Here is a 24,338-nt window from a genome sequence, read left to right on the forward strand (position 1 = left end):
CCGGGTCTCCCCGGTTTTTTTACGTTGTTGAGCGGAATATATCAGGCGTTCACACCTTTCATGCCTTCTTCCGAATATCGTTCCCCTTTAATTTCTATCTTCCGATGAATGTTGTTCAGCGATTCAACATCGCTTTTTTCCAGAATAACTTCCGCCGCATGAGCGTTTTCAGCCAGATAACGGGTATGCTTAGTGCCAGGAATTGGAACCAGCTTATCGTATTGTGCCAGCAGCCAGGCCAGAGCAATTTGCCCTGTAGTGCAATCGTATTTCTGTGCAAGCGGGGTAATTGCATCGAGCAACTGGCGATTATGATCCAGACTGGACTGAATAAAACGCGCATTATTCTTGCGGAAATCACCGTCTGCAAAATCGTCGTTGCTGAGGTATTTGCCTGTCAGGAAGCCTCTGCCAAGAGGAGAGTAAGGGACCAGGCCGATACCCAACGCTTTCACAACCGGTAGAACGGTATCCTCAATATCACGCGTCCACAGCGAATATTCGGTTTGCAGCGCGGTGACCGGATGTACCGTATGGGCTCGCTGTAACGTTGAAGCCGACACTTCACAAAGACCAATGTGATTAATTTTACCTTCCTTAACGAGTGTGCTCAGGCACTCCATGCTTTCTTCGACCGGCGTTTCGTTGCTGACCCTGTGAAGATAAAAGAGATCAATCCGTTCAACGCCAAGCCGCTTAAGGGATTCGTTACAGCAGCGGATAATATAGTCGGGTGTGTTATTGATAGTGCGGGCATAGGACTCGTCAGGAGAGCGATCGATACCGCATTTCGTGGCAATTTTAAACTGCTCGCGAGTGCTTTTATCCAGCCCGGCAAGAAAGTGACCGATCAGTCGTTCATTATGACCTCGGCCATATAAATTTGCGGTATCAATAAACGTCACGTTCAGATCGATGAGGTTATGCAACACCTGCAGTGAGCCTTTGTCATCAGTCTGGCCATAAAATTCACTCAGACCCATGGCACCGTAGCCGACGGCACTGACGGTAAGATTTTGAGATAAAGTACGTGTTTTCATAGTTTCTCCTTTTCAGACGCTATGATTGTTTCACCTCAATTGTGGTTACTGAATTTTCATTTTCGTTATGCTGAAAAGGTATCAGTCACCGCCGATCTGCCTTCCGAATCATTAAAAACCACAAAAGTTGTCTAAACGTTAAATCCGTCACACTTTTGATGATAAACTGCGCGACTTTTCCGCATGTTTTTATCTTCAGGTGACGCCATGACAGAACATATCCAGCCCTCGACCAGACCGCAGACCAAAGAGGTTTCACGCCCCAACTGGTCGGCGGTTTTCTCCGTGGCATTCTGCGTTGCCTGCCTGATCACCGTCGAGTTTCTGCCGGTCAGCCTGTTGACGCCGATGGCGCAGGATCTCGGCATTTCCGAGGGCGTGGCGGGGCAGTCCGTTACCGTGACCGCCTTTGTGGCGATGTTCGCCAGTCTGTTTATTACGCAGGTGATTGGCGCCATTGACCGCCGCAAAGTGGTTATTCTTTTCAGCGTCCTGCTGACGCTCTCCTGCCTGCTGGTCTCCTTCGCGGAAAACTTCACCCTGTTGCTGCTGGGGCGCGCCTGTCTGGGACTGGGTCTTGGCGGTTTCTGGGCGATGTCCGCCTCGCTCACCATGCGCCTGGTACCCGCGCGTACGGTGCCGAAAGCGCTGTCCGTCATCTTCGGTGCGGTCTCCATCGCGCTGGTGATTGCCGCACCGTTGGGCAGCTTCCTCGGCGGGATCATCGGCTGGCGTAACGTCTTCAACGCGGCGGCGGTGATGGGCGTGCTCTGTATTCTCTGGGTATGGAAGGCATTGCCGTCCCTGCCGGGCGAAGCGGCGCATCACAAACAGAATATGTTCAGCCTCCTCAAGCGTCCGGGTGTGCTGGCGGGGATGACCGCCATCTTTATGGCCTTTGCCGGGCAGTTTGCCTTCTTCACCTATATCCGTCCGGTGTATATGACCATGGCGGGCTTTGACGTGGATGGTCTGACGCTGGTGTTGCTGAGCTTTGGTATCGCCAGCTTTGTCGGTACGTCGCTGTCGTCACAGTTCCTGAAACGTTCCCTGAAAGTGGCGCTGGCTGGCGCACCGCTGGTACTGGCAGTGAGTGCCACGGTGCTGGTGCTGTGGGGTAGCGATAAGTGGGTTGCGTCAGCCATTGCGGTTGTCTGGGGCTTTGCTTTTGCGCTGGTGCCGGTGGGCTGGTCGACGTGGATTACTCGCTCGTTGGCCGATCAGGCGGAGAAAGCCGGGTCGATTCAGGTGGCCGTGATCCAACTGGCAAACACCTGCGGCGCGGCGGTGGGCGGCGTTGCACTGGACCATCTGGGACTGACGTCACCGCTGGTGATTTCCGGTACGCTGATGTTGCTGACAGCGCTGCTGGTGGCCGGGAAGGTTAAGGCGAAGTAAACCAAATGTCCCCTCTCCCCTATGGGGAGAGGGGACATCAGGCTACACCGATGCCTTAACCCTTCTACGCGAATCCATCGAAATCAACACCACCGACGACACAATCAACAGCGTCCCCAGCCAGTCCGGCAGGGTGAACGCCACACCCAGCAAAACCACCGACAGTAATGCGCTGCTCAGCGGCTCGGCGCAGCTCAGAATGCTTGCCTTCGGCCCGCCAATCATCTGTGCGCCTTTCAGATACAGGCTAAATGTCAGCGCCGTACCGATTACCACCAGGTAGAAGAAGGCCAGCAGCAGGCCGCCGTCAATCACAAAGGTGGTCCCGCGTCCGGCGTAGAACGGCGTCAGCATGAGCCCGGCAATCAACATACTCCAGCCGACAATCGGCAGCGTGCCGTAGCGGGCAATAAGTGTTGAGGGATACGTGGTGTAAAACGCGGCGGCAAAGGCCGAGGCGATACCGAAGAACAGCGCGGCAGGGGAGATGGAGAGCGAGGTCGGGTCGCCGTGAGTCACCAGCAGGAAAGTACCTATCAACGACGTAAAAATCGCTGACAGGACAAACACGCCGGGACGCTTTTTTCGCGCCAGCGCAAACCAGGCCACGATAATGGTCGGTGACAGAAACTGCAGCACGGTGGCGGTCGCCGCGTTGGATTTTTCAATCGTCAGCAGGAAGGTGAGCTGCACGGTAAGCGCGCCAACCAGAGAGAAGAACAGCAGGCTGAGGGCATCTTTGCGATGCTTGATGACCGAGAAAATCTTGTCGCCGTGAACGAAAGAAAGCGTCAGCAGGATCACGCCGGTAAACAGCAGGCGAACCATAGTCAGGTAAGGCGAAGAAATGTGGCTTTTCTCCATGATGTACTGCGCGCAAACCCCTGAACTTCCCCATAAAACGGCGGCGATCAGGACGTTTAACATCCCTTTGCGTGTGGAACCCATGTTCTCCCCTGCTATGTTGTCGTTAATTCGGTCAACAGCATAGCATGGTTGTGTGCGGCCTGATGCCCTCACCCCAGCCCTCTCCCACAGGGAGAGGGAGAAAACACTAAAAACGGCAACGTTGCGTTGCCGTTTTGCGTTTACCTTGCTAGAACCACGCCTCCCACATCGCGCCGACGTTGAAGTCGTCCAGCGTTTCGTCTTTGGTATTATTCACGCGGGCGGTGCGTTCGTTATCCACTTTGCCGCCGGTCACGTAGAAGCGCAGCATTGGACGGAACTCCGGACCCATGGCGATAGACATGTTCTGCGACAGGGTCAGCTTCCAGCCCTTGTTATCGCCGCCGTTGTCATAATCAACGTGCTGCCAGCCCGCTTCGAGCCAGGTGGAGTGAACGTCGTTCCACCAGTGCATTGGGCGCACGATGGCGTTGTAGTTCTTACGGTTGTCGGTCTTATCACGACTGTTGTCGTAGTCGTGGAAGGCGAGGATGTACTCTACCTGCGTGGCCTGGGTGAATTTGTATAACCCTTCGAAGCTGGCGTAAACCGTGGTCAGATCCTCGGTTTTGTTGAACACGCTGTTGTCCGCATTATCGGAGTATCGCGCGATCACCTTGTTCACGCCGCTGTCGTTGGTGTGGCTCAGCACCACGCCGCCCTGCCAGGCGTTCAGGCGTTCGTCGCTTTCAACCGCTTTGGAGTCAAAGCCGTAGTTAGCGTACAGCTCCATGTCGATCGGGCCGAGCTTCATGCCGTGAATTTTTGACGTCGCGGCGTAGTTGCCTTTGTCGCCCGTGCCGGAACCGCCGGTACAGGTGATGCGCGACGGGTTGGCTTCATCCTCCATCACTTCCGGGCTACAGGATTCCACCGCCGCCACGGCAGCGACGTCAAACTGCACGCCGCCGATGTCGAAGTTCTTCACCCCGGCACCCTGGCCGTCGTGGTTCATCCAGAAGTAATCGTTAATGCCCTGCTGTGGACGCTGATGGAAGTCACGGCCCGCCCAGAAATAGGCGTTCGGGTTGGAGGCCATAATGTTGGTCACGCCCGCGTAGGCTTTTTTAAGGTTAACTTCGTCGCCCCAGTGGTCGATCATCACGTTGATGTCCCAAATGGCGCCGTTATCACCCTTGAAGGCTTTAGAGAGCTGGAATTCCCCACCGTTGCCCTCGTTACCCAGACGACCAATCGCGGAGGCGCCGTTGTAGGAACCGTCCACCGCCACGTATTTCTGATCGGCGGCCTGGAAGTGCGCGCCGTAGCGGGCGTAACCGGTAAATTTCACCCCGAACGGGATCGCCATATCCGGGGATTGCGCCGCGCTTTGCGGCTCGGTCACCACGTCTGCCTTTTTCGCGACCGCCGCATCCATTTTGGCCTGCCGCTCGGCCAGCGCTTTGTCCACCGCTTTAGCCACAATGGCGTCGATTTGCTCCTGCGTAAATTCTTGTGCGAGTACAGAAATTGGGCAAAGCGCGGCGATAACCGCCATGGTTAATGGAAGTTTTTTAATCGTATTCATGGTTATCTCAATATAGTTTAATTTTATTCAGACAATAACCATCCCGCTCCGATCTGACAGAGTATGTCGCTATCATCAGAACAAGTGGATCTCTATTTAGGGTACAGAGGTATTACATTAATTATTTCGCCATAGACTATCTCTGATATAAATGAATAATTTCTTCGGATAATTCACGCGCTAATAAGGAGTTCATTAAATGATCCTGGGCATGAACCATAATTAAGGTCATCGGCTGGCGGCCTTCGCCGGCATCCTGCTCAATCAGTTTGGTTTGCATCTTGTGCGCCTGGCGCGCGTAGCCATCGGCTTCGCGCAGCAGACTTTTGGCCTCGTCAATGTTGCCCTGACGCGCCGCGTGCAGGGCTTCAAAGCACAGGCTGCGGGACTGTCCGGCATTGACGATAATTTCCATTACGGCTTCTTCTAGTGCGATCATCATCATTACTCTTGTTCAAAACTATTATTTAAGGCGGTGGCGGCAAACCACTCTCCGCTTTTCTTAATGGTGCGCTGCTGCGTCTCTACATCGAGCTGAATAAACCCGTAGCGATTTTTATACGCATTACACCATGACCAGTTATCAATAAACGTCCACATATGGTAGCCAAGACAATTGCAGCCCTCGCTAATCCCTTTATGCAGCCACGTTAAATGCTCAGAAATAAACTCGATACGGTATTTATCGTTAATCTGGCCATTTTCAATAAAGCGCTGTTCATTTTCGACACCCATGCCGTTTTCCGAAATAAAGCAGCGCGGGTTGCCGTAATTATCACGCAGGTTAACCAGAATATCGTAAATACCCGGCGCGTAGATTTCCCAGCCGCGGTACGGGTTCATCTTGCGGCCCGGCATGTCGTAGTTATCAAAGAACCACTCCGGCATAAACGGCGCCTGCGGGTTCACCGCGCTGTCACGACACTTAACGCGGCGCGGCTGATAGTAGTTCACGCCGAGCAGGTCGATTTTCCCTTCCGCGATCAGGGCGCTATCTTCCGGCTTACAGGCAGGCAGCTGATCGTATGCCTTCAGCAGCGCAACCAGGTCCGCCGGGTATTCGCCGCGCAGGACCGGGTCGAGGAAGCTGCGGTTAAACATCAGATCCGCAATGTGTGCCGCCTTCACGTCCGCCGGGTTTTGCGAGCGCGGATAGGACGGCGTCAGGTTTAATACGATGCCGATTTCCCCCGCGTAGTGACCGGCGCGGTAGGCCTGAACCGCCTTTGCGTGGGCCAGCACGGTGTGATACGCCACGGTGGCTGCCCGACGAAAATCCACCACGTTCGGGTAGTGGAAGTCGTACAGATAGCCGCCTTCCACCGGCACAATCGGCTCGTTGAAGGTAAACCAGTGCAGCACGCGATCGCCAAACAGCTCGAAGCAAATCTGCGCATAGCGGGCGTATGCGTCCACGACTTCTCGGTTTTCCCAGCCACCGATCGCCTGCATCGCCATCGGCATGTCGAAATGGAACAGGGTAATAAACGGCGTGATGCCCTGTTCATTCAGCTCATCAATGACCTGATGATAAAAATCGACCGCTTCCGGGTTCACTTCACCGATACCGTCAGGGATCAGGCGCGCCCAGCTAATCGAGGTACGAAAGCTGTTGTGGTTCAGCTGCTTTAACAGCTGAATGTCCGTTTTCCAGTGCTGATAAAACGTGGAGGTCTGCTGCGGCCCCACGCCGTTGTGAAAACGGTTTGGCTCGCGGGCAAACCAGTAATCCCACGTGGTTTCGCCCTCTCTTGCCCCTTCCGTCTGGAGAGCGGAGCTTGCGCTGCCCCACCAGAAGTTATCGGGAAATGCGTATTTCATGACCTTTCCTCTTTGACTTAATTGCTTGCGGTTTCGGCAGCACCGACGGTCGCCTGCGCTTTCTGCTCTTCGTTTTTCATCAGCGTACGCTCATAGGCACGCAGGAAAGGCAGATACATCAGCGCGGACATCACCATACACACAAGGCACATCACCACCGGGCTCAGCGCCCAGTTCGCCGCCCACGAGGCGCCAATCGGTGCCGGGGTGGTCCACGGGGTTAACGAGACGACCTGCGCCAGCCAGCCGAGTTTGGTTGCCGCATACGCCAGACAGGCGTTGATCAGCGGAACGCACACGAACGGAATGAACAGCATCGGGTTCATGATGATCGGCGCGCCGAACAGAATCGGTTCGTTGATGTTAAAGAAGCTGGGCACCACGCCCATTTTGCCGATGGTACGCAGATGGGTAACGCGGCTGCGCAGCAGCAGGAACGCCAGGGGTAACGTGGAGCCTACGCCGCCAATCAGCAGGTAGTGATCCCAGAAGCCCTGCAGGTATACGTGCGGCAGCGCCGCGCCGGCCGCCAGTGCCGCCTGGTTTGCCGAGAGGTTCGCCATCCAGAACGGGTTCATGATGCCGGTGACAATCAGCGAGCCGTGGATACCGGCGAACCAGAAGATCTGGCACAGCAGCACGGAGAGCAGAATAGCGGGCAGGGAGTCGGAGGCAGAGACCAGCGGCTCCAGCAGGTGCATGATCGCCTGCGGGATAATCATGCCGGTTTGCGCTTCGATGAACAGGTTCAACGGGTGCAGGGTACCGATCACCACCACCACCGGGATCAGGATCTCAAACGAACGCGCCACGCCGGTCGGTACTTCTTTCGGCAGGCGGATGGTGACGTTGTTCTGCTTCAGCCACGCATAAACGCGGGTGGCGTAGATGGCGGTGATCAGCGCGGTAAAAATGCCCTGGCCGGAGAGATACTGGGTCGAGATTTTACCGTCGGCATACGGCGCGGCGACCAGCAGGAAGGCCATAAAAGCCAGCAGGCCGGACATCACCGGGTCGAGGTTAAACTGGCGCCCCAGGCTCGCCCCAATCCCCACCGAGATGAAGAAGGTCATCACGCCCATGCTGAGGTTAAACGGCAGCATCAGCTGTTCGCGGTAAGTCTGGGAGAAATCCAGCCAGCCGCGCGCAAAGCTATTGGTAGTATCCGCCGAAAACGGCGGGAAGATGAACACCAGCATAAACGAGCCGATGATCATGAACGGCAGCGCGGCGGTAAAGCCGTCGCGGATAGCAATCACATACTTTTGCTGACCAAGTTTGGCGGCCAGCGGGGTAATTGACTGCTCAATCACCGCGACCATGGATTGATATAACGAACTCATGTGAACACCTTTTAGTGTGCCGCTTCGATGAGCGACAGAGCATAGTCCAGTACTTTATCGCCACGCTGCATGCCGTAGTCCATCATGTCGATGGGCTGGACCGGAATGCCTTTCGTAGCCGCCTTGTCTGAGAGTGTCTGTAACATGTATTTCACTTGTGGTCCGAGAAGCACCACCTGGTATTGCGGAAACTGCGTATCAAATTCGGAAACACCGTACGCATCTATTTTCACCGGCAAACCACGTTCTTTCGCGACATCGACCATTTTGCTGACCAACAGGCTGGTGGACATCCCGGCAGAGCAGCACAGCATAATCTTGAACATCGACAACCATCCTCTAAATGTAAAAAGTTATTGCGGGAATGATTGGACATTATACGGAAACCGGTTTCCATTCATAAAAGACAGAAGTGTGACAACCATCAAGATCCCTTACTTATGAGGATAATTAACCGGATGTAAGTCACATAATTTGGCTGTTTTGACATCATTTTGAGTGGAAACGGAAAATCGGTTTCCATGGAAAACGGAAACGGATATACTCCGTTCTGGCTATAATATGAGCCGAAGCGGTCATGGAATTTGCAGGCGCGAGGTAAGCCTGTCAGGGGAAAGAGATGTCGACAATCAATGATGTATCACGTCTTGCCGGGGTATCTAAAGCCACGGTATCGCGAGTGTTGAGTGGGTCGCGTGGCGTAAAGGAAGCCAGCCGTCAGGCCGTTCTGAAGGCAGTGGATGAGCTTAACTACCGGCCTAATGTGATTGCCCAGTCGCTGCTGAGCCAGTCGACGGGATGTATCGGCGTCATTTGCGCACAGGAAAATATTAACCAGACCACCGGTTATTTGTACGCGCTGGAAAAACATCTCAGCCAGCATCAAAAACACCTGCTGCTGCGCTTCGCGCATAGCAAAGCCGAAGTAATGAATGCGCTCGAAGAGCTCTCCTGCGGTTTGTGTGATGACATCCTCGTCATCGGCGCGCGTTTCCCGCTGGACATGGATATGGACAACGTCATCCTCGTGGACTGTATGGAGTCCGATAATTCCAATAGCATCCAGTTCGATCACGCCTTTGCCGCTGAAACCGCCTGTAACTACCTGACCAGCCAGGGTCGTCGCCAGATTGCCCTGATCCACCCGCACGGCAGCGGTTTTGCCGATCAGGTGCTGCTCGGCTACAAACATGCGCTGGAGAAAAATTTCCTGCCCTTTAATCGCAACCTCGTCTTTATGGACGCGACCTCCTCGTCCGTTGCGCTACAGGAGCTGCTTAACAACGCCAGCACGCTGAATTTCAACGCATTACTGGTGGCGGACGAGCAAGAAGCCCAGCGAGTGATCCCACAGCTGCAGGCGTTTAATAAATCCGTGCCGGAAGACATTATGGTCTTCAGCCTTGCTGGATCCCTGCACCTGCCGGGTATTCCGGTGATCCCGGCCATTGAATATTCCATGGATGCCATGGCGGCGCGTATCGTGAGCTGGCTGACGGAGAAAACGCAGATGCTGGGGTCGTATGTGCTGCGCGGGGATTTAATTATTCCGGATGTGCGTAAGCGTTAAAAATGTTGTGTAGGCCGGGTAAGGCGCAGCCGCCACCCGGCGAGAAGCACGTTTCCAGCCCTCAATAATCTTCCATACAGTCCACCTGACCAATCGCCGCCCAGTAAGCATCCAGATTGTCGCGCTTGACGGCGGTAACGGCATTTTTGATCAGCAACTGATTGGCCTCGGACGACAAAATCATCTCCTGCCAGGCTTTATCGCTCTGCTTTCTCTGTGGCGTACAGGTTTTCTTAATATCTTTAAGGACCTGCTGCTTTATTTGCGCCTCTTTCGCGGGGTCATCCTTTTCCTGAGCATGGACAAACGCGGCGAAGAGCAGACAAACCAGCAGGCAGACCAGGTGCGCAGCTTTCATCAAAACCCCCTTTAGAAGTCACATGCTTCCCATGAAATATATCGTTACATTCAGTGTAGCGACGCCAGTCGAAAGTATGAATTTTCTCCACGCCACCGGTGTGCGATAGTGAGACGGCACAGAAAACAAGGAGAGAAAATATGCACTTGAGCATTACTGACGCCGTCACGCCGCAGGAAAAAGAAGAGCTACTTGTGGGTCTGAGAGCCTATAACGGACAGTTCCTCGATTTGACGAACTTTAGCGGTGACATAGGCGTTTACGTTCGAGACGAAAAGGGCGTCATGCTGGGCGGCTTAATTGGCGTACGTAAAGGCGACTGGCTGAATATCGACTATCTCTGGGTGAGCGATACCGTGCGGGGCAGCGGTGTGGGCAGCCAGCTTATCAACACGGCGGAAAATGAAGCCAGGCGTAAAGGCTGCAAGCACGCGCTGGTGGATACCGTTAGCTTCCAGGCGCGCCCGTTCTATGAAAAACAGGGCTACCAGCTGCAGATGTCTTTGCAGGATTACCCATACCCGGGTATGCAGCGTCATTACCTGACGAAAGCGCTTTAAATTCTGATTCTGCGGGCCGGGGAAGCGCAGAGCCACCCGGCGATACCCGCATATAACTTATCCTTCTTATTGATTCTTTTTCGTTTTTTATTTCCCCGCCTCGTTGTCGATATAGTCATTGAAACATTCAGCAAAAGGAACTGTCTCGTGAAACGTCGATTGGGTGCGCTGGTCCTCGCTGGCCTGCTGCTGGCAGGATGCGATCAAAACGGCAGCGATGCCAGACACATTAAAGTAGGCGTCATCAACGGCGCCGAGCAGGACGTGGCGGAAGTCGCCAAAAAGGTGGCGAAAGAGAAATATGGTCTGGACGTGGAGCTGGTCGGCTTCAGCGGCTCGCTATTGCCTAACGATGCCACCAACCAGGGGGAGCTGGATGCCAATGTCTTTCAGCACCGTCCGTTCCTTGCAGAAGATAACAAGGCGCATGGCTACAAGCTGGTTGCCGTGGCGAATACCTTCGTGTTCCCGATGGCCGGTTATTCACGCAAAATCAAATCCGTTTCGGACCTGAAGAACGGTGCGACCATTGCCATTCCAAACGACCCAACCAACCTTGGCCGCGCGCTGTTGCTGCTGCAAAAAGAGAAGCTCATTACCCTGAAGCCAGACACCGGCCTGCTGCCGACGGCGCTGGATATTACCGCTAACCCTAAACATCTGAACATCATGGAGCTGGAAGGGGCACAACTGCCGCGCGTGCTGGACGATCCCAAAGTGGATGTCGCCATCATCAGCACCACCTATCTTCAGCAAACCGGGCTGTCGCCGGTGCATGACAGCGTCTTTATTGAAGATAAAAACTCGCCGTACGTGAACATCGTGGTGGCGCGCGAAGACAACAAAGACGCGGAGAACGTGAAGGAATTTATCCAGTCGTATCAGTCGCCGGAAGTGGCGAAAGCGGCTGAGACGATCTTTAACGGCGGAGCGGTACCGGGCTGGTAAATTCAGCCTGAAAACGCGGAGTTTAAATTGGCCCGATTCCATCGGTAATCGCCCTTTAACCCACAGCGTGGCCTGCGACGTCGGGCTATCCTCCTTATCACACCAACCGGAGGATAGCCCATGAACATTACCCAAATTCGCAACGCCACCCTGCTGATTACCTACGCCGGGAAACGTCTTTTAATCGACCCGATGCTGGCCCCGAAAGATGCTTATCCGGGTTTTCCCGGCACGGCGCATGCCGAGCGTCGTAACCCAATGGTTGAGCTCCCCGTTAACGTCAACACGCTGCTGAACGCCGATGCAGTGATTGTCACCCATACCCATGACGATCACTGGGATCGCACCGCGGCGGAGCTGATCGCCAAAGACAAGCCGATCTACGTGCAAAACGATCGTGATGCCGCGCTGCTGCGCAGCCAGGGGTTTAGCAACCTGACGGTCATGACCGACGCGACCTTCTTCGGCGATATTCAGATTACGAAAACCCACGGCGGCCAGCACGGTACCGACCGGGCCTACGCCGTGCCGGAGCTGGCGGAGCGTCTGGGCGAGGCCTGTGGCGTGGTGCTCCGTCATCCTGATGAGAAGACGCTCTATCTTGCCGGGGATACCGTCTGGCGTGACGCGGTGGCGGCCGATCTGCAAAAGCACCAGCCGGACGTGGTGGTACTTAATGCCGGATATGCCCACGTGCTTGGTTTTGGGCCCATCATTATGGGCCAGGAAGATGTGCTCAACGTTCATTTCCTGCTCCCACAGGCCAAAATAGTGGCGAGCCATATGGAGGCGATTAACCACTGCCTGCTGACCCGCAGCGCGCTGCGTGAGTACGTTGAAGCCAATCAGGTGAGTGACGTAGTGACCATTCCCCAGGATGGTGAAACCGTTATATTCTGAGTGCGTTAAAGGGAAAGGAGAGACAAATGTCGCTAATCAACGTCGCGATTGTCGCGGTAGACGGGTTCAGCCCGTTCCACTACTCCGTTCCCTGCATTCTGTTTGGCGATTCCGTTTCCGGCGAAAAGCGCTTTAACGTGACGATTTGCGCCGAAACGCCGGGGTTCCTCACCTCAAAAGACGGGTTCGCCCTCAACGCCACGCAGGACTACACCGCCATTGGTCGGGCCGATATAGTCGTTGTTCCCTACTGGCAGCACGTCCTCGAACGCCCGCCTCAGACGCTGCTCGACAGCCTGGTGCAGGCGAGAGACAACGGCGCGGAAATCGTCGGGCTGTGTCTGGGGTCGTTTGTGCTGGGCTATGCGGGCATTCTCGACGGCAAGCGCGCTGCCACCCACTGGGAGTTCGAAAATCAGTTCCAGTCGCTCTTTCCGCACGTCCAGTTGGATATCAATGCCCTCTACGTGGATGACGGCAATATCATCACCTCTGCCGGAACCGCGGCTGCGCTGGACTGCTGCCTGTATATCATTCGTCAGCGCTTTGGCAGCGTGGTCGCCAACCAGATTGCCCGGCGGATGATTGTGCCGCCGCACCGCGAGGGCGGTCAGGCGCAGTTTATTGCTCAGCCTGTTCCGAATGACACCCGCGATGCACGTATCAATTGCCTGATCGACTATCTACAGCAGCACATCACCGAACCGCATAGCCTGGACTCGCTGGCGGAGGTGGTTTCGATGAGCCGCCGCACGCTGACCCGTCACTTTATTAAAGCCACGGGAATGAGCGTCGCCGACTGGCTTACCGCCGAACGCCTGCGGCGTAGCCAGATCCTGCTTGAAGCCGGAAATATGCCGATTGAACGCGTGGCCGAGCTGGTGGGATTTAATTCTGCCGTCACCTGGCGACAGCAGTTTAAGGCGCGTTTTGGGGTCAGCCCGGCGGAGTGGCGAAAGACGTTCCGTCTGCATAGCTAGCGTGGAAGTCCCCTCCGGTAAGTTGGGTATGATAGATTGATCTACCCCAGCCTCTCCACCTTCGTCTCCCCCTCCGCCATCGACAGCTGGTACAGCGAAAACGATCGCTGTTTCTCAATCAACTTCGCCAGCTCCGGCGAGTGGCTGGTGAGCCAAATCTGCGAGTAGCGGCTGGCCTCGGCGATTAAGCTCGCCAGCGCGGGGAGCATCTGCGGATGCAGGCTGTTTTCCGGTTCGTTCAACGCGATAAACGCCGGTGGGCGCGGGCTTAACAGCGCCACCGCCAGGCACAGAAAGCGCAGGGTGCCGTCGGAGAACTCCGCCGGTTCCAGCGGGCGGCTCAGCCCCTCGCGCTGCATCATCATGCGAAAACGTCCGCCGGTGTTGTCACTGTAAAACACGCAGCCGGGGAAGGCCTGGTCGAGGATGCGCATCAGGAGCAGTTCGTCGCCAATCTCCACGATGGTCTGAAACGCCGCCGCCAGGTTGGCACCGTCGCTGGCCAGCACCGGGGAACGGAACCCGACCTGCGGGGCACGCATCGCCGAGCCGGATGAGACGGAAAACTCATGATAAAAGCGCCAGTTACGCAGGGACTCGCGCATCTGCGACACTTCCGGGTAAAGATGCGGTTCGCCGAGCTGCCCGAACACCGATTCGTTCTCGTACAGCGTGCCGCTGTGGGTCACTTTCTCGTGATGCACGTTATTCAGAAACACCGCCTGATTCTTACGCTTCATCAGCTGTGACGACGGGCGTCGATGCTGGCCGCTCAGCCAGATGGACTCCTCTTTGATCACCGGGTCGAGCTGAAACTGCGAGGGATAGGGCAGCCTCTCCACAAACCCGACCTGCAGCTCGTATTCGTAGGTCTCGGTTTCCACCGCCAGGTTCATCCGCCGCAGCTGGTCGCTGCGGGTTTTGCCTGCCCAGAACACCTTCAGAATGCCGCCCTCGTTCGCCAGCGCCTGGGAGAACTGCCCCTGGGCGGCGCTGTGCATCAGGTGTATCGCCTTGTAAATATTGGATTTCCCGGTGCCGTTCGGGCCGAAGACTATGTTGAGCTGCTCCAGCTCAAGCGACATCTCGCGGATGGAGCGGTAGTTTTGAATGTGCAGGGTGTTGATCACGGGCAGGCCCCTTTTTGCAGAATAAGCCTGTATATAATCACAGTATTTGAGGTTAAATGCAAAAAAGAGACGACAGTGAGGATGTCGTCTAAACGGGGTACTGCTTTGGGCCTCTACGGGTCAATGGGGCCTTCGCATTTTTGTGATCACTTGACTGCCAGACGCAGACCCAAATCATCAGGATAGGGATCAAAGTAGTTTTGCGTCATCAGATACCGGTCAGGATATTCGGCCAGGTAGTGCTTCAGCAGCGTGATCGGGGCGAGAATAGGTAACTGCCCGTTGCGATAGTGCAGGATCACGTCGCGCAGCTCACCGCGCTGGCGGGTGTTTAGCTGGTTGCGGAAATACCCCTGAATATGCATCAGCACGTTGGTGTGGTTCTTCCGCGAAGCCGGTTTTTTCAGGATGGTCATCAGCTTTTCCCGGTACGCCACGAAGAAGGCGTCCAGGTCTTCCCACTCGTGCAGCGAGGCAACGAACGGGCCGATTTCGCGGTAGCCCGCCTGATGGTGCGCCAGCAGCTGCAATTTATAGCGGCTGTGGAAATCCAGCAGCCCACGTCGCGTCAGACCTTTAGCGCGCAGCGTGTTTAGCTCGTGCAGGGCAAATACCCGCTCAATAAAGTTTTCCCGCAGCACAGGGTCGTGCAGCCGACCATCTTCCTCGACGGGCAGCCACGGGTAGGTTTCAAGAAGGGCGGCGGTGAACAGCCCGACGCCCTCCTTGCGGCCCCGGTTGCCGTTTTCATCGTACAGCCGCACGCGTTCCAGGCCACAGCTTGGGGATTTTGCACAGACGATAAATCCCGAAAGATCGCCGATTTTTGGCAGATAGTCCGCCGTAAAGTTGGCCATTTTCTGCGTGAGGTCATCATGAGGCGGCTTGCTGAAACGGAGCTGCGTCTCGCCGCTGTCCGTCAGCGTCAGGCGTATGGCCGGGCGAGGCGTCGGCAGCCCGATCGCCATTTCCGGGCAGACGGGGCGGAAATTCACCCACTGGGCCAGCTCATCCATAACGAAGCCCATACGCTTGTGTCCGCCGTCAAAGCGTACGGCGGAGCCGGTCAAACATCCGCTAATACCGAGCACAGGTTTCGTTGTCATGGTGTGGTCCTCCCGTTCATATCATTAAAACTTACACAACATGACTAATTTGTCCAAGTATTCGCGGAACTATTTTTTTTATTCCTTTAGAATCAATGCGTCTTAACTGCCCTTGTAGGTCGAGTAACCGTACTGACTCAGCAAAAGCGGGATGTGCAGCTTTTCGTTGGTGCGGGTCACGGTAAACAGCACCGGGATCTCCGGGAAGAAGGTGTCCAGCTTTTTACCGTGGAAGTACTCTGCGGTTTTAAAGGTCACTTTATACACGCCAGGCTGCATGTCCTGGTCCTGCGGATAGAGCGATTTAATACGTCCGTCGTGGTCGGTTTTGCCGCTGGCAACCGGGGTCCATTTGTCCTGCTGCTGCTTCTCCAGCGTAACGGTCACGTCTGATGGCGGCATCCCGGTTTGCTGGTCGAGAATGTGGACGCTCAGCGTGCCGGCAGGGGCGCTAAAGGCGGCAGGGGCAAAGGCCATGGCGGCCAGGAACAGCAGAGGGGTTGTTTTTTTCATGGTGTTTTCCTGTGGAGTTATTGGTCACAGGAAAACGTTAGCATCTGCGGCGCGGGAAAATATTCAACTTTTCGTGAAGATTCCCATAGCAGAAAATGATCAGAGGATAATCACTTCAAGCGATACCTGCTGCTGCCACTGCTCCAGCTGCTTTTTCCGTCCGGCGGTAAGTTTGCCGCTGGTGACCAGAAGCCATTTTCGCTCCGGGAAAATCTCCGGAGCCAGCGTGGCAGGGGGAACCGGCAGGATGTCGATCCGGTGACCCTGACCGGTGCGCGTTAAGGCCTCGAGCCAGATCTCGCACGGGTCGTTGAGATGCCAGCCGCTGAGCAGAATATTGTCGCCCGGCGCTTTCTTATCACCTTCGAGACAAAACGAGGTGTAGGCGATGATGATGCCGTCGAGGATCGCGCGCAGGGTCATGGCGGCGGCAACGTTAGCCGAGACCTGGCTGCGCAGCGGACGCAGCACGTTCGCGACCAGCTCTGGTCTTGGGTACTCGCGTCCGGCGTCGTAAATCATCTGGCGCAGGGACTCGACTTTGCCGTCCTGCAGGCGCTGCAGCATGTTCTGCTGCAGGGTTTGCCAGTTGTTGGTCCGCCCCAGCGTCGGGCGTTCCAGCAGCGGTTTGACCTGGCCGATTGGGACGCCTTTTTTGACCCAGTCGAGGATTTTCAGCGCCTGCTGGACGTCCTCATCGCTGTACTGGCGGTGACCGCCTTCCGTGCGCTGTGGCTTGAGTAAACCGTAGCGACGCTGCCACGCCCGGAGGGTAGTGGCGGTAATGCCGCTGAGTCTGGCGAATTCGCCGATGGAGTAAGCCATGTCCGTGTCCAGAGTGGAGGAATACTCTCAATATACTACGAATTTTCCCGAACGGGATGAAGCGCCGAAACGGTGCACTACACTTAACATCCAACCGTGCAAATGAAAGGAATTCTCATGAAGCTATGGCCTGTTGTGACCGGTGTTGCCATTGCGCTGACCCTGGTTGCCTGTAAATCCCCTACGCCGCCGAAAGGCGTGCAGCCTATTACTCATTTTGAAGCCAGCCGCTATCTCGGCAAATGGTACGAAGTCGCGCGCCTTGAAAACCGCTTTGAACGCGGTCTGGAGCAGGTGACCGCCACCTACGGCAAGCGTAGCGACGGCGGTATCAGCGTGCTGAACCGGGGTTACGATCCGGTGAAAAACAAGTGGAATGAAAGTGAGGGGAAAGCGTACTTCACCGGCGAGCCGACCACCGCCGCGCTGAAGGTGTCGTTCTTCGGTCCGTTCTACGGCGGGTATAACGTAATCAAACTGGACGACAAGTACCAGTACGCGCTGGTCAGCGGCCCGAACCGCGATTATCTGTGGATTTTGTCACGCACGCCGACCATCCCGGATGCGGTGAAGCAGGATTACCTGAACACCGCGCGCAGTCTGGGCTTCCGGGTTGACCAACTGGTGTGGGTGAAGCAGTAAAGATCGTGCTTTCTTCGTAGGGTATTACGGACTCGCCTGGATAGACTTCCGTTAAAACCCCAACGGAGGGAAGACGTTATGATCTGGCAGCCTTTTCGTGGTGACGCACCGAAAAACATGACGATTTTCAGTGCGTCCTTTCCCGACGTCAGCGACCAGTGGCCGATGAAAGACGATGCTGCCCGTGAAATCGCTGCGCTCGATCGGGCGCTGAAAGCCGAGCCAGCGCTTCGCCCTCCGCAGGTCGAATATCAGGAAGGGGGGCAGGCCGTGCTCGTCCCGCAGAACCGCTATTCCGAGCAGGCTTTCCGCAACCGTCCGGCGCTTACCGCATGGCGAACCCGGCTGGTGCCTTCCGCGCTGGCGCTGTTTGTGGTGCAAAACCCGCTTGAGGATCGCCTGCCGGACGGCACAAAGATGGACAGCGACAGTCGCCAGTGGTTTATCCACGCGAACGATGCCATCGGCGTGCGCGCCCGCGCCCGGGTGCTTGCCGCGCTGGTGGAGAAGTACATTCACAATGAGAGCGAGAACAACTGGGTCAGCCTGGCAAGCGGCGCCGCCATTCCGGTGCTGGAGGCGCTGCGCGAAGCAAAGTTCGATGGTCAGCAGGTCTATCTCACGCTGGTGGATAAAGACCCCGTGGCGCTTAGCTGGGCCGAAACCATGGCGGCGCAGGAAGGCATTGTGGTGGGCGAACAGCTGACCCTGCTCAGGCGCAACCTGGTGCACACGCTGGTGCGTAACGAGGACCTGCTGCTGGAGCTGGGCGAGCATCAGGCCGAACTAGTCGACGCGCTGGGGATTTTTGAATACTTCAACGACGCCGACGCGGTGATTCTTCTCCAGCGCGCGCTGCGGCTGGTCAAGCCCGGCGGGGCGGTGATTGTCTCAAACATGCTGACCAGCAGCCCGCAGATTGACTTTGTGCTGCGCGGTATCGGCTGGGAGGATATCCACCCGAGGACGCTACAGCAGCTGCAGGATATTCACCTGGCGGCGGGCGTACCGGTGGAAAACGTCACCGTGGTCGTGCCGAAGGACGGGGTGTATGCGGTGATGGAAGTGAGGGTGTAGCACTGTTTATTCCCTCTCCCTGAGGGAGAGGGTTAGGGTGAGGGGGACTGACCGCAAGGAGTGGCTTGAAATTGTTCGGTTTTCCAATCATGATCCCCCCCATGAAAATCGAAACCGCACAACCCTCCCACTTCGAACGCCTGGTCGCGATCTGGGAATCCTCCGTCCGCGCCACCCATCACTTTTTACAGGAAAGCGATATTGCGGCGCTGCGTCCGCTATTGCTCAACGCGTATCTCCCCAACCTCAAGGTCGTGATAGCCCGCGATGACGCAGGCGTTATTCACGGCTTTTTAGGGGTGGATGAAAACCGCATTGAAATGTTGTTTGTGGATGATGCGAGTCGCGGGAAGGGTGTCGGGAAACTGCTGCTTAAACACGCCATCGCAGAGTTCGGCGCGAACGAAGTGGACGTGAATGAGCAGAATCCGCAGGGAGTCGCCTTTTATCGGCATATGGGATTTGAGCAGCTCGGGCGCTCGGAACTTGACGGACAGGGAAATGCGTTTCCGTTGCTGCATATGCGGTTGGGCGGGTAGGCTTAACTCCCTCTCCTTTTGGTAGAGGGAGTTTGCAAGCTAGTTACTGGTAATTTGCCCGATAATGACGCCCCGTATTTTTTCGCCATCAAAGTAATAAGAGACCGTATTACTCTGGATGAATCCATTCTTTACTGGCGTCTCATGATAAAAAAGTACCGCTTTTTGTTTGGCAATCTCACTCTTGCCGAACCATTTAACTAAATTTCCATGAGTCGCATTCAACAATGGAATATTAGCGACTGAGACGCTGACATGTTCTGTTGTTTTCGCACATTCTTTATGGCTGCCATCTTTGGATATGGCCAGCGCTGTGAGCAGTCCTGCTCCCATTTCGTTATCAGAAATAAACCAGTAATTCGTGCCATCGTCGTCATGAAGGCAGACCCAGTGTGCAGAACTGTCTTTTTCAATGAGTGTACTTGTGATATCTGACAGTCGAGATACTTCCATTCGAATGGTTTTTTTGCCGTGGATAATGGCGGGAAAGAGGGGCGCATTTGTGGATTCTTCCGGCGTTGTTCTGTCATCCTGATAATACATGGCCGCGAAACCGGACATCTGGGTTGCCGATGCATATTGAACCAAGAATAAAAGCGCAGCAGAAATCAACAGTACTTTCATTTCGATACCCTAATATGTTGCCCGGTTATTCCATTCGTCAGTATAGAGAATGTTTCCATCGCAATATTTCCAGGTAATCTTCTCGTAACGGAGTTGGATCTCTTCAAGATGCGTACTTGTCAATCCGGTGGGGTGCAACAGAGGGGATATAGAGGTGATCTTGACATTCTCCATTATCATATTGAAATACTCACTTTCAACACCCTGGTCCAGGATTCGATACATTTTCAAAACTGCTTTTTGGAACGTTCTCCCTTCACACATAGCACGATACAAGACAGGTGTTGCAGCATCAAATTCCTTATGCAAGTTTAACGGGGAATGAACTCTTGTACCTGTCAAACGACCTGTATTCGAGTTTTCAGGTATCCATACTTGATGGTTAACTGAACGGATTTCAAAAGATCCTAATCTCGTTGGCAGTAATGATGGACCAACTACGGGCGAACCATTTTCATCAAACAACCACAGATGAGCGGGATTTGACATAATTTACTCCTGTTAAATAGTAATTATCTTTTTTTACGTAGAAGAATGCAGAGTCCTACAATAACTACAAATGACCATATTGCATTCATTGCGATTTTTTCGGGTAGCCAGGTTACGGCAAATAATGCAAATATTATGACGAATAGAAGGGGGGTTGCGCCTCTTAGGAAGAATATGAATTGACCTTTTAACCAGTCTTTAATAGCTTTAATCATCCCTTTATCATCCTTGAAATCGCATATGCAATGTCGTTGTCTGAAGCATAAGCTTGGTTAAGCACAGGGGATCTCATTATTATGGGTTCAATCAAGAAAAACATCATTTCAAGTTCTTCCTGGTAAAGTAGATTGTAATAATAAGCATTATAGTTTTTTAGATAGCTGGCGCTTCTGGATGCCTGCTCAACGATACCATAGGCTTTTAAACCAAGAACGGCATAAGTAGAAAACGAAGTGATCTTTTCTTTCATCCAAATGTTGGTATGAACACTACTACAAATTGCAATAGTTGCAGAGTATATAAAAGCCTGACTGGATAGCATCGATGATGAAATTGATACACCTAAACGCATAAGATTTTTTTGTATATTATGTATCCTTTTTTCACTCTTGTTAGTTAATAAGCTTTTAATATAAATGTAGAGCATCTTATAGATAACGTCCCTGTGTTTTATCAACTGAACAATACCTATCAAAAATCTTGAGTCTTCTTTGCGTAATCGTAAACATACATCCTGATAGTTTTCAGTAAAGCACGAAAGCTGATAGCTTAATCGCGTTGCCCCATCATCTATCAGTTGCGCTTGCTTTAAGACTTCATCTTTTACGCCTGTTAAGGCGTGCTCTAACTTTAAAGCCAATATTTTATGTGCATCTATTGATGTTATTAATGAGTCGCTATAATACATATCGCACCCTATAACAATAAACATAGGCACAAGTTTCTATTAATATTGGCGTTCTGCTGTGATGCATATCGCAATAGTTTATCTTCAATAAAAAATACAGGGATTTTAACCTTTGCATTATATTTACTATGAATGATTATTGGCTATTAATTTAGATATTGTATGAGCGTGAGAATGAGGGCGTTAGATCCGTTATAGATTAGTTTAATAGCCGTATGGCCGATAAAGGCGAAATTGGGTGCCGCGAGCGGAGCGTAACTACGAGTGTTGCTTGGAGATTGTAGCGATCTCTCACTGTAAATCTGATGTCTCCTTTCCTGGCCAACTATCCGGAATTTCCGGATAGTTGAATGCTGATCAATTTCGCCATCAGAAAATCTATTTATAAGATGCTAATTGATGGTTCCAACACGGAGACTGGGTTGCGTCTTCCTGTGCATGTCGTGTTCACATCCACATCGTCTAAAGCACCAGGCAGGTTGTATGCCAGAAACCGCCGCTAAGCCAGGTGGTTTGTATTTGATTTTGCGAGGTGCTTTCCAGGATGCTGGATTTGAATCGCTGCGAGTGCATTCTCTATCTCAACGAGCTTTGCTTTGGTCCGTTTATAATCGTCCTGCAACCGCTGCTCCTGCTCGCTATACGCCACCAGAACGATGCAACCTTTCATCACCTTGACCGTGACCTGCTGTCCGGTATCAAAGCCTGCGGCACGCAGCCACTTGCCAGACAGAATGATATTGGGCGTGGATTTGTCGAAAACATTCGGGCGGTATCCCACAATTAACGAACGCTCGGTTCCGGATTGGTCGGTGTCTGGGGTAGAATGCGAATCAGCCATAATCAACTCCTTGATAGTTGGTGAGGTTAGCTCTCGTCCGGTATTGCGAGTACCTGGCGAGGGCGTTTCAATTTGAGGTTTTCGTATGTTAAGGTACGTACCTCAATGAAGATATCTTGCTCCTGTAGGTACGTACATGTCAACAGCTAAACGAGACCCTAACAAATCTAAATCCGGAAAAGCACCGACTTTTCAGATTCGCATTACGCCAGAGTTGAAGGCCCAGTTTGAGGCTGCTGCAAAGGAGGAGGGGATGAGTTTGGGGAATTGGTTAAAAACTTTAGGTCGTGATGAACTGAAACGCAAAGGCATAATCCCTGTAAAATAATGCCTAATTTGATAACCTAATAATTTATTTGGATTATGAAATGAATAATCTAGAGCTTAAGACACAATTAACAGCAATATTCAAGTCACGTAATGCAGGTCCATTTTTATTTATAGGTTCAGGTTTTTCTAGAAGATACCTAGGATTATGTGATTGGAAATCCCTTCTAGAAAAATATTGTATTTTTGGTAAACCGTTCGAATATTATTTAGCTACTGGTGATTCTACTTATCCAACTGCCGCAAGACTTATTGCAGAAGACTTTAATCAAGAATGGTGGCAGGACGCTCGTTTTGCAAGTAGTAGGGAAAAGTATCATAAGAAGGTAGTTGATAAAACATCCGCACTGCGTTTTGAAATTTGTGAATATTTAACAAATGCTCTCGATGTTTCTCTTACAGAAAGCAAGTACTACAATGAAATAAAATTGCTTTCAAATTTAAATGTTGATGGGATAATTACAACAAACTGGGACTGTTTCCTGGAGCAGCTATTTCCAGATTACAAGGTTTATACAGGCCAAAATGAGTTGTTATTTTCAAATCCTCAATCAATAGCTGAAATTTATAAAATACATGGAAGTGCCCATAAGCCAAAATCACTAATTATGACCGATACTGATTATCATGAGTTTAATTTGAAAAATCCGTATCTTGCAGCGAAGTTAATAACTATTTTTGTTGAGCATCCTGTGGTTTTTATTGGTTATTCACTGTCGGATAAAAATATTACGTCCTTACTTAGCGCCATATCAACATGTATTGGCCCTCAAAATGTAGAACAATTGCAGCATAATCTAATTTTTGTTGAAAGAGATGAGGGTTTAACCGATTGTTCAATATCAAACACTTACACATCAATTGACGGAGTTCAAATTCCAATAACACTAATAAGGACAGATGATTTTATTCCAATATTTGAATCTATTGATGAAAATAAAAGAAAAATTCCAGCGCGAATTCTTAGATATTGTAAGGAGCAACTTTACAATTTAGTTCAATCGAATGAGCCTGAAAAAAAGATTTGTGTTGTGGATATAGATGAAGTCGAAAAACATGCTGATGTTGAATTTATTGTCGGTGTGGGGGTTGCCGAAGCAAAGAGAAAAGAAATTGAAGTTGGAAGTTGCGGTTATACTCAAATTAGCAGCATAGACTTATTTGATGACTTACTGCATGATAATAAAAAATATGATCCGAATGCGATTATTGGCAGCGTAATTCCATCTGCAGGTAGATATAGTCCAAATATTGTAGTGTTTAAATATCTTTCCACTATTGGTATCAGAAACCAGAAAGAGTATTTAGATTCTGGTTTACCTTTAGATAAATGGGTGAATCGGACAGCTATTAGTTATCAGTCCTCAAATTATTTGAGGGCTTTTGTGAAGAAATTTAAAGATAAAGATACCTCTTATATTATTAACCATTCGACACCGGAGTCGGCCGCGATTTATCTTCCTTTCCTTTGGGATAAATTAGAGCTGGATGTAGCGAAGGAATTCCTCATTCAGCATCAAGAAAAGCTTAATAACGAAAACTCAAGCTATTCAAGTTACTTTAGGAAGTTAGCATGCTTATACGATAGGCTTACTCATGGTTGGTAGATGAGCATTTTTGGCGGAAGATCACAGGAGTCGAACCTGCCCGGGAACGCTGGCGTCCCCAACTGGATTTGAAGTCCAGCCACCTCACCGGAGATGACGATCTTCCGCGCCTGCATTGCTACATGGAGGCGGGGCGCATTATAGCTACTTTCAGGCATTTACCACATACCCCGACACACTTTTTTCACCTCTCTTTTGACCTGTACCCCCCTGTTTCAGTTAATTCTTAAGAAAATCCTCAGGTTAGCGTTTTGTGCTCTCCGACATTTACCGCGATCACAAAAAACAAGAAACGTAATCTGCTAACCAGAAAACGC

General features: G+C 52.5%; 27 protein-coding genes and 1 tRNA gene. 11 read left to right on the top strand and 17 right to left on the bottom strand.

Annotation, left to right across the window (positions count from 1 at the left end; all coding sequences use genetic code 11):
* Positions 1-41: 41 nt before the first annotated feature.
* The gene (locus L3068_RS00215) at positions 42-1,040 is read right to left on the bottom strand and encodes an aldo/keto reductase (RefSeq protein ID WP_045281342.1); all 999 of its coding nucleotides are present in this window, start codon (positions 1,038-1,040) and stop codon (positions 42-44) included.
* A gap of 207 nt (positions 1,041-1,247) precedes the next feature.
* Between L3068_RS00215 and nepI the strand changes: the two genes are divergently transcribed.
* Positions 1,248-2,438, top strand: coding sequence for a purine ribonucleoside efflux pump NepI (gene nepI, locus L3068_RS00220; protein ID WP_063614469.1), 1,191 nt, complete (start codon positions 1,248-1,250; stop codon positions 2,436-2,438).
* Positions 2,439-2,480: 42 nt separating this feature from the next.
* Here nepI and L3068_RS00225 read toward each other — a convergent pair whose 3' ends face one another.
* The 6 genes from L3068_RS00225 to L3068_RS00250 form a co-directional block, all read right to left on the bottom strand.
* Positions 2,481-3,386 (bottom strand): EamA family transporter, encoded by a 906-nt coding sequence (locus L3068_RS00225; RefSeq protein ID WP_047343385.1) that lies wholly within the window; start codon positions 3,384-3,386, stop codon positions 2,481-2,483.
* A gap of 148 nt (positions 3,387-3,534) precedes the next feature.
* The gene (locus L3068_RS00230) at positions 3,535-4,914 is read right to left on the bottom strand and encodes a carbohydrate porin (protein ID WP_014881942.1); all 1,380 of its coding nucleotides are present in this window, start codon (positions 4,912-4,914) and stop codon (positions 3,535-3,537) included.
* A gap of 136 nt (positions 4,915-5,050) precedes the next feature.
* Complete coding sequence (locus L3068_RS00235; RefSeq protein ID WP_029741865.1) at positions 5,051-5,353, bottom strand: PTS lactose/cellobiose transporter subunit IIA; 303 nt, start codon at positions 5,351-5,353, stop codon at positions 5,051-5,053.
* Positions 5,354-5,358: 5 nt separating this feature from the next.
* On the bottom strand, positions 5,359-6,735 hold the full coding sequence (gene gmuD / locus L3068_RS00240; RefSeq protein WP_047343384.1) for a 6-phospho-beta-glucosidase GmuD: 1,377 nt from the start codon (positions 6,733-6,735) through the stop codon (positions 5,359-5,361).
* Between the two features lie 17 nt (positions 6,736-6,752).
* A complete protein-coding gene (locus L3068_RS00245) occupies positions 6,753-8,078 on the bottom strand; it encodes a PTS sugar transporter subunit IIC (protein ID WP_063862057.1) in 1,326 nt (441 codons plus the stop codon).
* Positions 8,079-8,089: 11 nt separating this feature from the next.
* Complete coding sequence (locus L3068_RS00250) at positions 8,090-8,404, bottom strand: PTS sugar transporter subunit IIB (protein ID WP_014830072.1); 315 nt, start codon at positions 8,402-8,404, stop codon at positions 8,090-8,092.
* A 293-nt stretch (positions 8,405-8,697) separates the two neighbouring features.
* Here L3068_RS00250 and L3068_RS00255 point away from each other — a divergent pair, with 293 nt between their 5' ends.
* Positions 8,698-9,648 carry a LacI family DNA-binding transcriptional regulator gene (locus tag L3068_RS00255; RefSeq protein WP_063862058.1) on the top strand — a complete coding sequence of 317 codons (951 nt, stop codon included), beginning with the start codon at positions 8,698-8,700 and terminating at the stop codon, positions 9,646-9,648.
* A 61-nt stretch (positions 9,649-9,709) separates the two neighbouring features.
* Here L3068_RS00255 and L3068_RS00260 read toward each other — a convergent pair whose 3' ends face one another.
* Positions 9,710-10,006: a YicS family protein gene (locus L3068_RS00260; protein ID WP_014881947.1), complete on the bottom strand. Its 297-nt coding sequence runs from the start codon at positions 10,004-10,006 to the stop codon at positions 9,710-9,712.
* Positions 10,007-10,146: 140 nt separating this feature from the next.
* On the opposite strand from L3068_RS00260, the gene L3068_RS00265 reads away from it, so the two are divergent.
* The 4 genes from L3068_RS00265 (at position 10,147) to L3068_RS00280 (ending at position 13,394) form a co-directional block, all read left to right on the top strand.
* Positions 10,147-10,566 carry a GNAT family N-acetyltransferase gene (locus L3068_RS00265; protein ID WP_045269326.1) on the top strand — a complete coding sequence of 140 codons (420 nt, stop codon included), beginning with the start codon at positions 10,147-10,149 and terminating at the stop codon, positions 10,564-10,566.
* A 147-nt stretch (positions 10,567-10,713) separates the two neighbouring features.
* The gene (gene nlpA, locus L3068_RS00270; RefSeq protein WP_014881949.1) at positions 10,714-11,514 is read left to right on the top strand and encodes a lipoprotein NlpA; all 801 of its coding nucleotides are present in this window, start codon (positions 10,714-10,716) and stop codon (positions 11,512-11,514) included.
* Positions 11,515-11,634: 120 nt separating this feature from the next.
* On the top strand, positions 11,635-12,414 hold the full coding sequence (locus L3068_RS00275) for an MBL fold metallo-hydrolase (RefSeq protein WP_063862060.1): 780 nt from the start codon (positions 11,635-11,637) through the stop codon (positions 12,412-12,414).
* 26 nt (positions 12,415-12,440) lie between these two features.
* The gene (locus tag L3068_RS00280) at positions 12,441-13,394 is read left to right on the top strand and encodes a GlxA family transcriptional regulator (RefSeq protein ID WP_014881951.1); all 954 of its coding nucleotides are present in this window, start codon (positions 12,441-12,443) and stop codon (positions 13,392-13,394) included.
* A 41-nt stretch (positions 13,395-13,435) separates the two neighbouring features.
* Here L3068_RS00280 and L3068_RS00285 read toward each other — a convergent pair whose 3' ends face one another.
* The 4 genes from L3068_RS00285 to L3068_RS00300 form a co-directional block, all read right to left on the bottom strand.
* Positions 13,436-14,524, bottom strand: coding sequence for an AAA family ATPase (locus L3068_RS00285; RefSeq protein WP_014881952.1), 1,089 nt, complete (start codon positions 14,522-14,524; stop codon positions 13,436-13,438).
* A gap of 146 nt (positions 14,525-14,670) precedes the next feature.
* Positions 14,671-15,630 carry a YbgA family protein gene (locus tag L3068_RS00290; RefSeq protein ID WP_014881953.1) on the bottom strand — a complete coding sequence of 320 codons (960 nt, stop codon included), beginning with the start codon at positions 15,628-15,630 and terminating at the stop codon, positions 14,671-14,673.
* 102 nt (positions 15,631-15,732) lie between these two features.
* Positions 15,733-16,143, bottom strand: coding sequence for a hydroxyisourate hydrolase (gene uraH, locus L3068_RS00295; RefSeq protein ID WP_014881954.1), 411 nt, complete (start codon positions 16,141-16,143; stop codon positions 15,733-15,735).
* 99 nt (positions 16,144-16,242) lie between these two features.
* Positions 16,243-16,968 carry a MerR family transcriptional regulator gene (locus L3068_RS00300; RefSeq protein ID WP_014881955.1) on the bottom strand — a complete coding sequence of 242 codons (726 nt, stop codon included), beginning with the start codon at positions 16,966-16,968 and terminating at the stop codon, positions 16,243-16,245.
* A gap of 117 nt (positions 16,969-17,085) precedes the next feature.
* Here L3068_RS00300 and L3068_RS00305 point away from each other — a divergent pair, with 117 nt between their 5' ends.
* The 3 genes from L3068_RS00305 (at position 17,086) to L3068_RS00315 (ending at position 19,226) form a co-directional block, all read left to right on the top strand.
* Positions 17,086-17,610, top strand: a complete 525-nt coding sequence (locus L3068_RS00305; protein WP_014881956.1) for a lipocalin family protein — start codon at positions 17,086-17,088, stop codon at positions 17,608-17,610.
* Between the two features lie 78 nt (positions 17,611-17,688).
* Positions 17,689-18,687, top strand: a complete 999-nt coding sequence (locus tag L3068_RS00310; protein ID WP_023331703.1) for a class I SAM-dependent methyltransferase — start codon at positions 17,689-17,691, stop codon at positions 18,685-18,687.
* A gap of 101 nt (positions 18,688-18,788) precedes the next feature.
* Entirely contained in the window at positions 18,789-19,226 is a 438-nt protein-coding gene (locus L3068_RS00315) for an acetyltransferase (RefSeq protein ID WP_032629789.1), read from the top strand.
* A gap of 39 nt (positions 19,227-19,265) precedes the next feature.
* Here the strand turns inward: L3068_RS00315 and L3068_RS00320 are convergent, their stop codons facing one another.
* The 4 genes from L3068_RS00320 to L3068_RS00335 all read right to left on the bottom strand — a co-directional run bounded on the left by L3068_RS00320 (position 19,266) and on the right by L3068_RS00335 (position 22,087).
* Positions 19,266-19,850, bottom strand: a complete 585-nt coding sequence (locus L3068_RS00320; protein ID WP_023331705.1) for a hypothetical protein — start codon at positions 19,848-19,850, stop codon at positions 19,266-19,268.
* Positions 19,851-19,859: 9 nt separating this feature from the next.
* Complete coding sequence (locus L3068_RS00325) at positions 19,860-20,339, bottom strand: Hcp family type VI secretion system effector (RefSeq protein ID WP_014881960.1); 480 nt, start codon at positions 20,337-20,339, stop codon at positions 19,860-19,862.
* A 211-nt stretch (positions 20,340-20,550) separates the two neighbouring features.
* Positions 20,551-21,246: a hypothetical protein gene (locus L3068_RS00330; protein ID WP_023331706.1), complete on the bottom strand. Its 696-nt coding sequence runs from the start codon at positions 21,244-21,246 to the stop codon at positions 20,551-20,553.
* A gap of 499 nt (positions 21,247-21,745) precedes the next feature.
* Positions 21,746-22,087 (bottom strand): SymE family type I addiction module toxin, encoded by a 342-nt coding sequence (locus L3068_RS00335; protein ID WP_023331707.1) that lies wholly within the window; start codon positions 22,085-22,087, stop codon positions 21,746-21,748.
* A 136-nt stretch (positions 22,088-22,223) separates the two neighbouring features.
* Here L3068_RS00335 and L3068_RS00340 point away from each other — a divergent pair, with 136 nt between their 5' ends.
* Complete coding sequence (locus L3068_RS00340; RefSeq protein WP_023331708.1) at positions 22,224-22,415, top strand: toxin-antitoxin system HicB family antitoxin; 192 nt, start codon at positions 22,224-22,226, stop codon at positions 22,413-22,415.
* A gap of 40 nt (positions 22,416-22,455) precedes the next feature.
* The gene (locus L3068_RS00345) at positions 22,456-24,021 is read left to right on the top strand and encodes an SIR2 family protein (protein ID WP_214602809.1); all 1,566 of its coding nucleotides are present in this window, start codon (positions 22,456-22,458) and stop codon (positions 24,019-24,021) included.
* An 11-nt stretch (positions 24,022-24,032) separates the two neighbouring features.
* Here L3068_RS00345 and L3068_RS00350 read toward each other — a convergent pair.
* A tRNA-Sec gene (locus tag L3068_RS00350) sits at positions 24,033-24,127 on the bottom strand.
* Positions 24,128-24,338: the final 211 nt, after the last annotated feature.

Source organism: Enterobacter cloacae complex sp. ECL414 (assembly GCF_021869685.1).
Taxonomy (GTDB): domain Bacteria; phylum Pseudomonadota; class Gammaproteobacteria; order Enterobacterales; family Enterobacteriaceae; genus Enterobacter; species Enterobacter kobei.

Bases quoted from the DNA above. Each gene is read 5' to 3' on its own strand.
- L3068_RS00215 (WP_045281342.1), bottom strand. From the start codon at position 1,040: ATGAAAACACGTACTTTATCTCAAAATCTTACCGTCAGTGCCGTCGGC.
- nepI (WP_063614469.1), top strand. From the start codon at position 1,248: ATGACAGAACATATCCAGCCCTCGACCAGACCGCAGACCAAAGAGGTT.
- L3068_RS00225 (WP_047343385.1), bottom strand. From the start codon at position 3,386: ATGGGTTCCACACGCAAAGGGATGTTAAACGTCCTGATCGCCGCCGTT.
- L3068_RS00230 (WP_014881942.1), bottom strand. From the start codon at position 4,914: ATGAATACGATTAAAAAACTTCCATTAACCATGGCGGTTATCGCCGCG.
- L3068_RS00235 (WP_029741865.1), bottom strand. From the start codon at position 5,353: ATGATCGCACTAGAAGAAGCCGTAATGGAAATTATCGTCAATGCCGGA.
- gmuD (WP_047343384.1), bottom strand. From the start codon at position 6,735: ATGAAATACGCATTTCCCGATAACTTCTGGTGGGGCAGCGCAAGCTCC.
- L3068_RS00245 (WP_063862057.1), bottom strand. From the start codon at position 8,078: ATGAGTTCGTTATATCAATCCATGGTCGCGGTGATTGAGCAGTCAATT.
- L3068_RS00250 (WP_014830072.1), bottom strand. From the start codon at position 8,404: ATGTTCAAGATTATGCTGTGCTGCTCTGCCGGGATGTCCACCAGCCTG.
- L3068_RS00255 (WP_063862058.1), top strand. From the start codon at position 8,698: ATGTCGACAATCAATGATGTATCACGTCTTGCCGGGGTATCTAAAGCC.
- L3068_RS00260 (WP_014881947.1), bottom strand. From the start codon at position 10,006: ATGAAAGCTGCGCACCTGGTCTGCCTGCTGGTTTGTCTGCTCTTCGCC.
- L3068_RS00265 (WP_045269326.1), top strand. From the start codon at position 10,147: ATGCACTTGAGCATTACTGACGCCGTCACGCCGCAGGAAAAAGAAGAG.
- L3068_RS00275 (WP_063862060.1), top strand. From the start codon at position 11,635: ATGAACATTACCCAAATTCGCAACGCCACCCTGCTGATTACCTACGCC.
- L3068_RS00280 (WP_014881951.1), top strand. From the start codon at position 12,441: ATGTCGCTAATCAACGTCGCGATTGTCGCGGTAGACGGGTTCAGCCCG.
- L3068_RS00290 (WP_014881953.1), bottom strand. From the start codon at position 15,630: ATGACAACGAAACCTGTGCTCGGTATTAGCGGATGTTTGACCGGCTCC.
- uraH (WP_014881954.1), bottom strand. From the start codon at position 16,143: ATGAAAAAAACAACCCCTCTGCTGTTCCTGGCCGCCATGGCCTTTGCC.
- L3068_RS00300 (WP_014881955.1), bottom strand. From the start codon at position 16,968: ATGGCTTACTCCATCGGCGAATTCGCCAGACTCAGCGGCATTACCGCC.
- L3068_RS00305 (WP_014881956.1), top strand. From the start codon at position 17,086: ATGAAGCTATGGCCTGTTGTGACCGGTGTTGCCATTGCGCTGACCCTG.
- L3068_RS00310 (WP_023331703.1), top strand. From the start codon at position 17,689: ATGATCTGGCAGCCTTTTCGTGGTGACGCACCGAAAAACATGACGATT.
- L3068_RS00315 (WP_032629789.1), top strand. From the start codon at position 18,789: ATGAAAATCGAAACCGCACAACCCTCCCACTTCGAACGCCTGGTCGCG.
- L3068_RS00320 (WP_023331705.1), bottom strand. From the start codon at position 19,850: ATGAAAGTACTGTTGATTTCTGCTGCGCTTTTATTCTTGGTTCAATAT.
- L3068_RS00325 (WP_014881960.1), bottom strand. From the start codon at position 20,339: ATGTCAAATCCCGCTCATCTGTGGTTGTTTGATGAAAATGGTTCGCCC.
- L3068_RS00330 (WP_023331706.1), bottom strand. From the start codon at position 21,246: ATGTATTATAGCGACTCATTAATAACATCAATAGATGCACATAAAATA.
- L3068_RS00335 (WP_023331707.1), bottom strand. From the start codon at position 22,087: ATGGCTGATTCGCATTCTACCCCAGACACCGACCAATCCGGAACCGAG.
- L3068_RS00340 (WP_023331708.1), top strand. From the start codon at position 22,224: ATGTCAACAGCTAAACGAGACCCTAACAAATCTAAATCCGGAAAAGCA.
- L3068_RS00345 (WP_214602809.1), top strand. From the start codon at position 22,456: ATGAATAATCTAGAGCTTAAGACACAATTAACAGCAATATTCAAGTCA.